The following is a 12,960-nucleotide window of genomic DNA, read 5'->3' on the forward strand; positions in this document are numbered from 1 at the left end:
AAGAGCTAAATTCTATACTACTTCTTATGAAAATACTGCATATATCTGGTGCTAAAGGCTGGGGAGGAAATGAACAACAAATTATATACATTTTACCTATGCTTAACGCATTAGGAATTCAAAATATTGTTTGTGGCTTAAAAAACTCTGTTTTAGAATCAGAATGCCAAAAGAATGCGATTACTTTTATTCCTTTTCAGGAAAAAAAGTTGAAAAGTTTTAGTAATTACAGGCATTTGTCAAAAATTTCAAAAGAAGAAAATCCAGATATTATTCAATTGCATACCAGTGATTCACTGATGTTTTTTCTGTTGACCAATTTCTTTCTTAAAATTAAAGGTAAACTTGTATTTTCAAAAAAAGGGGTTGGTGTTAGCGGTAGTTTTTTGAGTAAGATAAAATACAATAGTAAAAGAATTGATGCAATTTTATGTGTTTCTAAAATGGTAGAAGAATCATTTGGTAAAACGCTTGATGCTAAAATGAAAGAAAAAACAATTGTTATTAACGATTGTGTTTCTTTAGATATTTTGAATTTAAAAAGTGATATTAATATACGAAAGCTTTACAATATTCCAGATAATAAATTACTGGTAGGTAATATTGCAAACCATACCAATGCCAAGGATTTATTTACTTTAATTGATGTTTTAGCAGAAATTAAACACGTTCATAAAAGAAATGATATTGTTTTTGTTCAAGTAGGAGAGTTTTCAAAAAAGACGGATAAACTCAAAGAACACGCTGTTAAAAAGAAAGTATTTAAAGATATTATTTTTATGAATAAAATAAAGAACGCTTCCACTTTGAACAATCAATTTGATGTTTTTTTACTTACTTCGCAAAGAGAAGGTGGACCAACTTCGCTTTTGGAAGCCATGTTAATTGGTACACCAGTAGTAGCAACAAAAGTAGGAGTCGTTCCAGATATTATTCAGGATGGAATTAATGGTTTTTCTGCTGAAATTAAAGAAGCAAAAAAGCTAGGCAAAAATATTGTCGAATTATTGGATGATAAAAAATTACAGAAAGATTTTTCAGAAACCAATATTGAGATAGTTAAAACAAAATTTTCAGCGTTTTATATTGCAAATCAAATTAAAACTGAATTTGAAAAACTATTAAAAGTGTCTTAATCTAAATATTGGTTAATTCCTTTTTCTGTAAACTTTATCTTTTTCTCTCGAACTTCATCTTCCATTGCATCATTTATAGCAATATGACTTTTATCTTGTTCAGGATGATAAATATGAAAGACAATTCCTGAATGTTTTAATCTTTTACCAACTATACCAATATTATGTAATCTTTGAATCATTTCTGAATCATCAACTCCCCATCCAATCAAACTTTCATTAAAACCATTTATTTGTATAAAATCTTTTTTCCAAAAAGACATATTACAGCCTCTTAACTTTTTTGAGATTTGTGTATGTTGTTTCTCAAAAAGCATTAAAAATGGGATTCTTAGTGTTCTTAATCTTTTTTTAATTCCTTTAGAAAATAAGTTGAAAATTATAGTCTTATTAGTAAAAATAGAATCTAAAATTTGTTTTTTTATATTTACTCTCGAACCAAATAAGTATTGACCTTCTTTCGCATTTTTTAGATGATCTTTTACAAAGTCCTTATGCATTATAATATCACCATCAATTTCAATAATATAGTCATATTGTGCTTTTGCAATAGCTTTATTCATAATTTTTGGCTTTTGATTGCCATTATCTTCATGCCAAATATGAATTAAAGGAACTGGAAAGTCTTTTTGAAATTTTGAAATAAGATCTGTAGTTTCATGCCTAGAACCATCATCTGCAATAATAACTTCGTTTGGTAAAACGGTTTGATTTTTAATGCTTAAAAGCAATAATTCTAATGCTTGGGGCCAATTGTATGTAGGAGTTATTAAAGAACACTTAGGATACGGAGTCATTCCAATTTTTTTTTTGGTAAAAATATTGAATTAATTGGAATTATTAAACACAATATCTACTTTTGAGAAAAAATAACAACTTTGATAACGATTTCTAAAGCTTACCAAAAATATACTTCTGAAATACTAGATTGTATTGAAAATTTCACTAAAAAAGGAACAATTTTTGTAGCAGGTTCGCGCAATACGATTAAACTTTTTAAAATAGAGACTGAAGTTGTAAATATTAAATCTTTTAAAAAACCGAATCTCATCAATAAAATTGCGTATCGTTATTTTAGAAAATCTAAAGCCAGACGTTCATATGAGTTTGCTTCTAAATTAATTGAATTGCAAATTGGTACACCAAAACCAATTGCTTTTTATGAAAAATTTGACTTAATAGGATTAAAGGAGAGTTATTATGCTTGTGAACATCTAGAAAATGTTTTTGAATTTAGGGCGATTGTCCAAAACGAAGATTTTGAAAATAGGGAAGAAATCATAAGACAGTTTATCCGTTTTACCTCTTTTATGCACAGAGAAGGAGTAGAATTTTTAGATCATTCTCCAGGTAATACTTTAATTCGTAAAGAAAGGGATGGAAGTTATTCTTTTTTTCTAGTAGATTTAAATCGTATGAAATTTCATAAAAATATCGATTTTCAAACAAGAATGAAAAATCTTTCAAAAATTACGCATAAAAAAGAGATGATTGTTACAATGAGTAATGAGTATGCTAAAATTACAGGAGAAGATGAAAGTTTGATTTTTACAACCTTATGGAAATTAACCTCAGATTTTCAATACCGTTTTCATCGTAAAAAAAGAATTAAAAAGAAACTAAAATTCTGGAAAAAGTAGTACTTTCAATTTATAAATCTTTTCATGAAAGTTTCTGTAATAATCACTACTTATAATTCAGAGGAATGGCTTGAAAAAGTCCTTTTAGGATATTCCGTTCAAACAGAGCCAGACTTTGAATTAATTATTGCCGATGATGGTTCTTCATCAGCAACTAAAGTTGTTATTGATTCTTTTAAAGCTTCTTTTTTACATCCAATATTGCATGTTTGGCATGAAGATGATGGCTTTCAAAAATGTAAAATACTGAATAAAGCCATTCTACAAACCCATACGAATTATCTCATCTTTACGGATGGAGATTGTATTCCACGAAACGATTTTGTAGCACAACATTTAAAAAGTAAGGAAAAAGGATATTTCTTATCAGGTGGTTATTTCAAATTGCCCATGTCAATCTCAAAATTGATTGATCCTTCTCACATTCGGAAGCAAGAAGCTTTTTCCATTAGATGGCTTACTAAACAAGGACTTAAAAAGTCTTTTAAGCTATCTAAACTAACCAAATGGAATTGGTTCGCCGTATTAATGAATTGGCTTACACCAACTAAAAAAACGTTTAATGGACATAATACTTCTTGTTTTAAAGAAGATTTATTGGCTATTAATGGTTTTAATGAAGAGATGTTATATGGAGGTTTAGATAGAGAAGTAGGAGAACGTCTTTTTAATTATGGAATATTAGCCAAACAAATTCGATATAGTGCCATTTGCATTCATTTAGATCACAAAAGAGGCTATGCATCTCCTGAAACTTGGAAAAACAATAATGCCATTAGAGCTTACAATAAAAAGTATAATGTTATAAAAATCGAAAAAGGAATTGATCAATATTATTAATTACCAATAGCTTTAAAAAAGTGAGCTAATTTTTCTTTAATTAATTGAATTGGATATTCTTCGAAGTATTTGAACGTATTTTCTTTAATATATTTCTCATCAAATTCTTCGTAAATTTCTGGCTTTAAGTCTTTTAAATGAATAGAAACATTTTTTTCATCTTCAAAGATTTGCCATGCTTCTTTGTTCACACTAGGAGAAAATAGAGAAAAAGTTGGAATTTCTAATGCCTTAGACATATTTACAGCACCACCTTCATTTCCTATAAGCGCATCACACTGTGATAAAATTCCTAGAAAAGAACGTAAATCAGTGGCATACAAATCAAAAAAGATATTTTTTCTAGTGTTTTCCTTACAAAGATTATAAATTGCTAAAGCATCGTCTTTTTGTTTTGGAATATAATTGAAAAATAAATTAGCTTGAGTTTGTGCTACAATAAAGTCTAACAATTCAGCCATTTTTTCATAAGGATACGTTTTGTACCATTCACTTCCTAAAATTCCAATCATGTAATTAGGCCGCTCTTTATTTAAAGGAAAGTTAGCAATATAGTTTTTAGCGTTTTCTATTTCTTCTTTTGTTAGAAAAACTTTAGGTTTATAGTCGGTTATTTCTTCTGAAATAATAGGTTTTAGTAATTCAATACGATTAATTATAGCTAATCCTAATTGATTTTCTCCTTTTAGAGTTTGTCTTTCAATATTGTAATTATAAAAGATTGTAGAATACCATTTTTTGTATGAAATTTTCTTCTTCGCTTTTGAGAAAAGAGTGATTAAATTGGTTTCTAATTTACTGTATACATCTATTACTACATCGTATTTTTTAGACCTAATTTTAAATATAAATTCAAATAAGGAAAAGTAATTTTTTCTTACTTTTTCTTCTAATACAATGATGTTGCTAATATTAGGATTATTTTTTAATACATCAACACAGTTAGCATAGCACATATAATCTACTTGAGCATTTGGATACGCTTTTTTTAGATTATTAGCTAAAATAGAAGAAGTTAAGACATCTCCAATGCGTTTTTGTTGAATGATTAAAAATTTCATGGCTTATTTTTTGTGCTAAAATACATAACTATGTAAGAATTTGAAACTCTAAGAAAAAATAAATTAGTTACTTTTGCTTAAATTTTATGAATTATGGCAATTAGTGGTTTAGTAATTACTTTTAATGAAGAAAAAAACATTGGTAAATGTATTGATGCACTATTTGAAGTATGTGATGAAGTTATCATTGTAGATTCCTTAAGTACTGATCAAACCGTAGCCATTGCAGAAGCTAAAGGAGCTAAGGTTATTACACAAGCATTTTTAGGAGATGGGCCACAACGAACCCATGGATTACCTTTTTGTAAAAATGATTGGATTTTAAATTTGGATGCAGATGAATTTCTAGATGCTGATGCAAAAGCGTTTATTTTAGATAAAAAATATCTATCAGGTGATTATGATGCTTTTTCTTTTCGTGTTAAAAATTTTTTAGCAAATGAATTAATTGATTTCTCGGGTTGGTATCCTGATAGTAAAGTTCGCTTTTTTAATAAAAAAACGGCTCATCCTTCAAATGCTAAAGTACATCAAAAAATAATTGCAACAAATGAAAAGAAAGTAGCGGTACATATTTTGCATTATGGATGGAGTTCATTTGATCAAATTTTAGCGAAAAAGAACCAGTATTCAACTTGGCATGCTCAACAATTATTTGATCAAGGAAAGAGAATTAACAGTTGGAAACCAGTTTTAAACGGAACAGTTGCGTTTATACGTTGTTATTTCTTTAAGAAAGGGATATTTAATGGTTTGGATGGCTTAACTATTGCTATGATTCAAGCTTTTTTTTCCTACATGAAATATGCTAAATTATTAAAGTTACAACGACAATCAAAAAATTAATTTATTGTTAATTTATTTGCAATCATTCTTTGATTGAAAGCCTGAATGTATGCTTTTATAAATTGTTCCATTTTAGTTGCAATTGTTGGGTTTGAATTTAAAAGATTATGTTGTAATAATTCATCTTCTTTAAAATTATATAAACCAATTGCTTTTTTACCATCAAATGCCATATAATAATCTCCATCTAAATAATGGTAAATATTGTCTAAATAATAAACAACAAAATCTTTTTCAGACAGATATGGCTTGCCAAAGGTAATCATCTTAGCCTTTATTTTTAAATAGCTAAGTATCGATGGCATGATATCAATTTGTTGAAAATTTCTAAAATTTAATCCTCCAAAGCTAGGATTACCAGGATTGAAAAACATAATTGGGATTCTAAATTTACCAATATTCGTTTTAAATTTTTCAGCTGTTGGCTCAGAGGAAGTATGATCAGCTGTAATTACAAATAAAGTATTCTTGTACCATGGTTGTGTTTTAGCACTTTCAAAAAACTTTTTTAAGGCAAAATCTGTATATGCTATACTTTCTTGAATTTTCGTATTTCCTTTAGGGAATTTGTCTTTATATCGTTCTGGTATTTTATAAGGGTTGTGAGAAGAAATTGTAAATAGAGAAGTGAAAAATGGCGTTTTAAAAGTACTCATTTTAGTGCAGAAAAACTGCATAAATTCTTCGTCATAAATTCCCCAGTTACCATCAAAAGCTTCAGGTCCTTCGTATTCATCTTTACCGAAATAGGCATCAAAACCTGCTACCTTACAATATTGATCAAAATTCTGACTTCCGTTGAATGCACCATGAAAGAAGGCTGTGTAATAATTATTGTCTTTTAAAATTTTTGGCAATCCGTATACTTCATTAATTGAGTAACTGGAAGTAATTAAGGAATGATTCATTAAACTTGGAATACTAGATAACGTAGAAGGAACAGCATCAATGGATAATTTACCATTGGCGAAACCATTTTCAAAGAAAAGGGATTTGGTTATCAAAGAATCTAAAAAAGGAGTTTGACCAATTTGTAGGTTTTCGCGACCAAAGCTTTCTAAAATAAGGATGATTACATTTTGTTTCAAGGCCTCACCATCAGGTTGTAGTTCTAAAACAGGATTAAATATAGCTTGTAATTCGGCATCATTATAAAAGGAAGTCGCTTCTAAAGTTTCTTTCTTTCCAATTGTTTTTAAAATACAAAATGGCGTATTTAAAACTAAAGCGGAATGACTAATGGCCCCATAATTTACGGCATCCACTACTTTTAAAGGTTTTTGTTGAAAGCCTCCTCGACCTAAAACCAATAATAACCCCATAACAATTATAAAAAGACCAGTTTGTTTCAATACAGTTGCAAGAGTATTTTTTTCTTTTATAGTAGAAAAAGTAAGAGTAGGTAATATTTTCCAAAATGCGACTGCTAGAATAACTCCCAGTAGAGGTAAATACCAAAATTCTTTTAAAAAGGATAGCATTAATCCGCCAATTTCATTCTCCATACCAGAGGCAGTAATCATGCTGAACGTACTTCTTCTTCCTGTAAATTTATAGTATTCAAAATCTACAAAATTGGTTAGAATAAAAATAAAGTTAACGGTATAAAAAGCTATTTTTAACCCATTTTGATATCCCTTTTTATAAATGAATTTTGCAGGAAATAGATGTAAAAAACCAAATAGGATATTAATATAAGCTATAGCAGAAAGATCAAAATGAATACCTCCTAAAAATACTTTCAGATGTAAGCCACTAAAAGCAGATTTATTAAAGTATAAAAATAAAAACCTACAAATTTGATAGATAAACAGAACCAATAAAAAGCGTTTGAAAAAGAGAAGAATACTCTTAAAGTAGTTTTTCATTATTTATAAATTTCGACAAATTTATAAAATGAATAAATATTTACAATTTATTAAGGATGTATTTACATTAAATTTTCCTTGGATAACAAAAAATCCAAATGAATCAACATTTGGATTTTTATATGTAGAGTAGTATACTATATTTTAAACGGCTACATTGTATTCTCTTAAAGCCTCATTTAAAGAGGTTTTTAAGTCGGTTGATGGTTTTCTTTGTCCGATGATTAGTGCACAAGGAACTTGATAGTCGCCAGCAGCAAATTTTTTAGTATAACTTCCTGGAATAACTACTGAACGAGCAGGAACCACTCCTTTAAACTCTTTGGGTTCTGAACCAGTTACGTCAATAATTTTTGTGGAAGCTGTTAAAACAACATTTGCTCCTAAAACCGCTTCTTTTTCTACGCGAACCCCTTCTACTACGATGCAGCGAGAACCAATAAAAGCTCCGTCTTCAATAATTACAGGAGCGGCTTGTAAGGGTTCTAATACACCACCAATACCCACACCACCTGACAAATGTACATCTTTACCAATTTGGGCACAACTTCCTACGGTAGCCCAAGTATCTACCATAGTACCTTCATCTACATAAGCTCCTATATTCACATAACTTGGCATTAATATTACTCCTTTTGAAATATAGGCTCCATGACGAGCAACTGCATTAGGCACTACACGAATTCCTTTTTCAGCATATCCTTTTTTTAAAGGCATTTTATCGTGATATTCAAAAATTCCAGCTTCAAGAGTTTCCATTTTCTGAATTGGAAAATATAAAACTACGGCTTTTTTAACCCATTCATTTACTTGCCAGCCGTTTTCAACGGGTTGTGCTACACGCAATACACCTGAATCTATCAATTCAATAACTTCTCTTATGGCTTTTTGTGTACTTTCTTCTTGTAATAATGCACGGTTGTCCCAAGCATTTTCTATGGTAGTTTGTAATTGTATCATGGTTTACATCTATTTTTGGCAAAGATAATTCGTTTTTTTATAAATCATAATTTGTTTCCGTTACATATTCGTCGTTTCTCAATCGATATGTGAGTTTTGTTTATCTCTTCCAAAAGTGGTAAAGGCTATTAAATACACTTATTTAAAATGTAGGAACTGATTTTTATCAGTTTTTTAAACTTCAGCTTTATCTAGTTTTGCTAACGAATAAATAAAAAAATAAATTGTAAAACCATAAAATATGAATTTTCAAAATCAAATTGTAAACAAACCTGTACTAGTAGACAAAGAAGTAACTTGGGATAAAACCAAAGTAATTATGAGTAAAACGGATGCCTTCGGAACCATTGAATATGCCAATGAAGTTTTTGTGGATGTCTGTGGATATGAAGATTATGAATTAATGGGACAACCACATAGTATTATAAGACATCCCGATATGCCAAAAGTAATTTTTAAAGTACTTTGGGAAAAATTGAAAAATGGGGAAAACTTTCATGCAATAGTTAAAAATTTAGCCAAATCAGGAAGATACTATTGGGTAATTACCGATTTTGAGATTTCTAAAAATGAAGCAGGCGAAATAGTGAATTACTTTGCTAGAAGAAGGGCAGTGCCTCAAGAAGTGATTACCAACCACATTGAACCTTTATATAAAAAATTATGGCAAATAGAAGCTGCAAGTGGTATGGAGTATAGCGAAAAATATTTGACTGGTTTTTTGGAAGAAAAGAATAAAACCTATGTACAATACATACTGGAGTTGATATACAATCAAGAAAAAATGGAGAACCATTCCAATCAAAAGACAGAAGAGGAAAAAAGCTTTTTTAGTAGGTTCTTTTCAAGGTAAAAAATTAAGTATTTCTTAAGAATAGGGCGCTATTTTTGCATTATAATTAACTCTTCCTTTTTATACTTTACGTATCTTTGTATGGCTTTTTAGGTAAGAATAAGTTTATAAAGAAGAATTAGATGGAAAATCCAGATGTAGTTTTAATAGGTGCTGGAATTATGAGCGCAACGCTTGGGATTTTATTAAAAGAATTAGATCCTAATTGTAAAATTGAAATATACGAACGCTTGTCTGAAGCGGCCTCTGAGAGTAGTGATGCTTGGAATAATGCTGGAACAGGACATGCTGCTTTTTGTGAATTGAATTATACTCCTGAAAAAGAAGATGGAAGTATTGATATTTCTAAAGCTTTAAAAATATCCGAAGCTTATGAAGTTTCGAGACAATTTTGGAGTTATTTAGTTCAAAAAGGTGTGCTTAAGAATCCTGAAGATTTTATTCATTCAATCCCACACATCAGCTTTGTTTGGGGTAAAGAAAATGTAGCTTTCTTAAAAAAAAGACATGAAGCTTTAGTTCAAAAAAGTCTTTTTAAAAGAATGTTATTCAGTAGTGATGAAAAGGTTTTAGAGGAATGGATGCCATTAGTTATGCACGACAGACCAAAAGATGAAGTTCATGCCGCTACTTACATGCCTATAGGAACGGATGTTAACTTTGGTTCTTTGACCCGATTATTATTTGAATATTTGAAGAATCAAGACGGAATTGAACTGTATTTTGATACAGAAGTTGAAAAATTAAAAAAGCAAGAAGATGGTAGTTGGAGAATTAAGGTTAGAAATTTAGATACCAAAAAATCGAGAAAGATAAAAACCCCTTTTGTTTTCATTGGTGCAGGAGGAGGTTCTTTACCCTTATTAGAAAAAGCAAATATTGAAGAAGGTGAAGGTTATGGTGGTTTTCCGATTAGCGGACAATGGTTACGCTGTATGAATCCTGAAATTATTAAACAACATAAAGCTAAAGTATATGGAAAAGCTTCTGTGGGTTCGCCACCGATGTCAGTACCTCATATCGATACCAGAATTATTGATGGCAAACAAGAGTTGCTTTTTGGTCCTTATGCTGGTTTTACCACTAAATTTTTAAAAAATGGTTCGTATCTCGATTTGATTAAATCCATTCAAACGGATAACATTGTTCCCATGCTTTCTGCTGGAATTCATAATATTCCTTTGACTAAATATTTGATTGAACAAGTTATGCAGTCTCAAGAAGATCGAATGGAAGCTTTAAAAAACTATTTTCCAAATGCAAAGAGTGAAGATTGGGTTTTGGAAACGGCAGGAAAAAGAGTTCAAGTGATTAAGAAAGATAAAAATGGGAAAGGTGTACTAGAGTTTGGTACCGAAGTAGTAAATGATGATGATGGTTCTTTAGCGGTTTTATTAGGAGCTTCTCCTGGTGCATCAACTTCAGTTTCTATTATGATTGAAGTTATTAGTAAATGCTTTGCTAAAAAATACCAATCTGCTGATTGGCAAAATAAATTCAAAGAAATGATTCCTGCTTTTGGAGAATCGTTAAATGATAATGACGAGTTGTGTACTCAAATTAGAGCCATGACAAGTACAACATTGAAGTTGGTAAACTAATATATAAAAAAACGGCTTATTAGTAATTTACTTCTTTTAGTGAAGTTTTTTGCTTGTAAGCCCTTTTTTTATTGCGTTTTTAAAAGATAAATCACAGCTTCTTTACTTATCTTTGTATACTAAAACAAAACAATGGCTAGAATACTTGCTATAGATTACGGATTAAAACGAACAGGAATTGCCATTACGGATGAAATGCAATTAATAGCTTCTGGGTTAACAACCATTCCTTCAGAAACGGTACTTGTATTTTTAAAGGATTATTTTTCAAAAGAAAAAGTTGAAAAAGTTATTATTGGGGAACCCAAACAAATGGATGGAACGCCTTCTGAAAGTGCTGTAATTATTGAAAAGTTTATTCTTCTATTTCAAAAAGAATTTCCGCAAATGCTTTTGGATAGAGTCGATGAACGATTTACTTCTAAAATGGCTTTTCAAACCATGTTAGATAGTGGTTTAAAGAAAAACCAACGCAAAAATAAAGCCTTAATTGATGAAATTGCAGCTACGATTATGCTACAAGATTATTTGCATTATAAAAGATAATTGAAAATGAGAGACCAATTAGATGCTAAAGACCAATTAATATTAGAAATTTTGCAGAATGATTCTACCATTTCGGTAAAAGATATTGGAGAAAAAATAGGGCTTTCGTTTACACCTACTTACGAACGTATTAAGAACTTGGAACGTAATGGCGTAATCAAGAAATATGTGGCTTTGTTAGATCGTTTTAAAATAGGAGTAGAGATTGTTGTGTATTGCAACGTTACCTTAAAAGAACAATCAAAAGAAGCTCTTGACGAATTTGAAAGAATTATTACACCTATTCCTCAAGTTTTAGACGTTATTAGTTTGTCAGGAAATTATGATTATATGCTAAAAATTGTGGCCAATGATATTCGAAGCTACAATGATTTTGTTGTGAATGTTATTTCAAATATACCTAATATTGGTCAATACCATAGCAGCATTGTAATGAACGAATGCAAAAAAGAAACCGCTTATCCTTTTGGAATTAAAGAATAGTACGTTTTTTATTCGCGATATAGTCTTAAATAGTCTTTTGCTGCTTTTTCCCAACTAAAAAAATCGGCTCTTGTTTTCAGTTTTTCTGTATAAAATGCTTGGTTTTTTGAAAACAAGTCTAATTTAGAGAATAGGAAATCTTTCATCGTATCAGGATTGAAACTTTCCCAATAAAAAGCCACGTCAGCTCCAATTTCTGGTAAAGAAGTTAAATTTGATAAAAAAACAGGTTTGCCAAATTTCATGGCTTCTATTGGTGGTAATCCAAAACCTTCTCGAATTGAAGGAAATAAAAAAGCAGTACAATTTTTTAAATAATATTGCTTTGCTGAATTACTAATTTTCCCTAATAAAAACACTTTATTTTCTAAGTTTTTATCTTTTATGTAATCTCTTATTTTGTCGCCATATACTTTATCGTCATTACCAGCTAATAGTAAGATGTGATCCTCCATTTTTTCCATCATTTGTACCAATGCTAAGAAGTTTTTTCGAGCTAGAAAATCACCTATTGAAAAGAAAAAGTGTTGGTTTAAAGGATGATTTGTGGGAGAAAAATTGTTGGTATCGAGAAGTTGTTCACACGGATTACCATTATAAATTACATATTCTGGTTTGTTCTTTACATTAAAATAGTGGTGTGTTTGATTTTTTGAATATTCTGAAACATAGGTAATTATATCAGCTCTTTCTATTTTACTTTTAAAGCGTTTAATTATTTCATGATTTTTATTCTCTGCTGCTATTTCTTCCATAAAATTAACATCATGAACGGTTAAAATATATTTTTTAGGTTTGAAGAATGGTTCCACTTTTGTATTTTGATTCAAGCTATGCCAAACATCATATTTCTTTTTTTTCGAAATAATGGATATCGTTCAAAACTCTTATATTTTGAATAATTGAATGTATTTTTGAATTCCTTTTTTAATTGTTCTGGATATTTAGAATTTAAAGTAATTTCTAAACCTGTTGTATCTAAACCTGAAAGTGCATGGATTAATTCATAATTAAAGGTTCCAAAACCTCCAAATTTATTAGTAATATTATGTGATTCTAAAAATACTTTCATAAATAATGTTTTCGTAAAAATAGAATTTGTTTTTGAATAAACAGATGGATTTAT

At 29.6% G+C, this 12,960-nt stretch carries 14 protein-coding genes; 8 read left to right on the forward strand and 6 right to left on the reverse strand.

Features of this window, described 5'->3' with window-relative positions; all coding sequences use genetic code 11:
• The first annotated feature begins 26 nt into the window (after positions 1–26).
• Positions 27–1,136, forward strand: coding sequence for a glycosyltransferase family 4 protein (locus tag NHF47_RS10250; protein ID WP_252764829.1), 1,110 nt, complete (start codon positions 27–29; stop codon positions 1,134–1,136).
• Here the strand turns inward: NHF47_RS10250 and NHF47_RS10255 are convergent.
• Positions 1,133–1,933, reverse strand: a complete 801-nt coding sequence (locus tag NHF47_RS10255; protein ID WP_252764830.1) for a glycosyltransferase family 2 protein — start codon at positions 1,931–1,933, stop codon at positions 1,133–1,135. The genes NHF47_RS10250 and NHF47_RS10255 overlap by 4 nt on opposite strands.
• Positions 1,934–2,014: 81 nt before the next feature.
• On the opposite strand from NHF47_RS10255, the gene NHF47_RS10260 reads away from it, so the two are divergent.
• Both NHF47_RS10260 and NHF47_RS10265 read left to right on the forward strand, forming a co-directional pair.
• Complete coding sequence (locus NHF47_RS10260) at positions 2,015–2,776, forward strand: lipopolysaccharide kinase InaA family protein (protein WP_252764831.1); 762 nt, start codon at positions 2,015–2,017, stop codon at positions 2,774–2,776.
• A gap of 24 nt (positions 2,777–2,800) precedes the next feature.
• Positions 2,801–3,616 (forward strand): glycosyltransferase family 2 protein, encoded by an 816-nt coding sequence (locus NHF47_RS10265; protein WP_252764832.1) that lies wholly within the window; start codon positions 2,801–2,803, stop codon positions 3,614–3,616.
• Here the strand turns inward: NHF47_RS10265 and NHF47_RS10270 are convergent.
• Complete coding sequence (locus NHF47_RS10270) at positions 3,613–4,677, reverse strand: glycosyltransferase family 9 protein (RefSeq protein ID WP_252764833.1); 1,065 nt, start codon at positions 4,675–4,677, stop codon at positions 3,613–3,615. The two genes, NHF47_RS10265 and NHF47_RS10270, sit on opposite strands and share 4 nt — an antisense overlap.
• 93 nt (positions 4,678–4,770) lie before the next feature.
• Here NHF47_RS10270 and NHF47_RS10275 point away from each other — a divergent pair, with 93 nt between their 5' ends.
• Positions 4,771–5,523: a glycosyltransferase family 2 protein gene (locus NHF47_RS10275; protein WP_252764834.1), complete on the forward strand. Its 753-nt coding sequence runs from the start codon at positions 4,771–4,773 to the stop codon at positions 5,521–5,523.
• Here NHF47_RS10275 and NHF47_RS10280 read toward each other — a convergent pair.
• Positions 5,520–7,391 carry an LTA synthase family protein gene (locus tag NHF47_RS10280; protein WP_252764835.1) on the reverse strand — a complete coding sequence of 624 codons (1,872 nt, stop codon included), beginning with the start codon at positions 7,389–7,391 and terminating at the stop codon, positions 5,520–5,522. The two genes, NHF47_RS10275 and NHF47_RS10280, sit on opposite strands and share 4 nt — an antisense overlap.
• 144 nt (positions 7,392–7,535) lie before the next feature.
• A complete protein-coding gene (locus tag NHF47_RS10285) occupies positions 7,536–8,351 on the reverse strand; it encodes a 2,3,4,5-tetrahydropyridine-2,6-dicarboxylate N-succinyltransferase (protein ID WP_252764836.1) in 816 nt (271 codons plus the stop codon).
• 241 nt (positions 8,352–8,592) lie between these two features.
• Between NHF47_RS10285 and NHF47_RS10290 the strand changes: the two genes are divergently transcribed.
• The 4 genes from NHF47_RS10290 (at position 8,593) to NHF47_RS10305 (ending at position 11,834) form a co-directional block, all read left to right on the forward strand.
• Positions 8,593–9,204 carry a PAS domain-containing protein gene (locus tag NHF47_RS10290; protein WP_252764837.1) on the forward strand — a complete coding sequence of 204 codons (612 nt, stop codon included), beginning with the start codon at positions 8,593–8,595 and terminating at the stop codon, positions 9,202–9,204.
• Between the two features lie 122 nt (positions 9,205–9,326).
• Positions 9,327–10,805: a malate:quinone oxidoreductase gene (locus NHF47_RS10295; protein WP_252764838.1), complete on the forward strand. Its 1,479-nt coding sequence runs from the start codon at positions 9,327–9,329 to the stop codon at positions 10,803–10,805.
• A 132-nt stretch (positions 10,806–10,937) separates the two neighbouring features.
• On the forward strand, positions 10,938–11,351 hold the full coding sequence (ruvX, locus tag NHF47_RS10300; protein WP_252764839.1) for a Holliday junction resolvase RuvX: 414 nt from the start codon (positions 10,938–10,940) through the stop codon (positions 11,349–11,351).
• Positions 11,352–11,357: 6 nt separating this feature from the next.
• Positions 11,358–11,834, forward strand: a complete 477-nt coding sequence (locus NHF47_RS10305) for an Lrp/AsnC family transcriptional regulator (RefSeq protein WP_130736134.1) — start codon at positions 11,358–11,360, stop codon at positions 11,832–11,834.
• 8 nt (positions 11,835–11,842) lie between these two features.
• Here the strand turns inward: NHF47_RS10305 and NHF47_RS10310 are convergent, their stop codons facing one another.
• Both NHF47_RS10310 and NHF47_RS10315 read right to left on the reverse strand, forming a co-directional pair.
• Positions 11,843–12,646 (reverse strand): glycosyltransferase family 1 protein, encoded by an 804-nt coding sequence (locus NHF47_RS10310; RefSeq protein WP_252764840.1) that lies wholly within the window; start codon positions 12,644–12,646, stop codon positions 11,843–11,845.
• Positions 12,647–12,660: 14 nt separating this feature from the next.
• Complete coding sequence (locus tag NHF47_RS10315) at positions 12,661–12,906, reverse strand: hypothetical protein (protein ID WP_252764841.1); 246 nt, start codon at positions 12,904–12,906, stop codon at positions 12,661–12,663.
• Positions 12,907–12,960: the final 54 nt, after the last annotated feature.

The sequence above is a fragment of the Flavobacterium sp. NRK F7 genome, from assembly GCF_024054195.1.
GTDB lineage: Bacteria > Bacteroidota > Bacteroidia > Flavobacteriales > Flavobacteriaceae > Flavobacterium.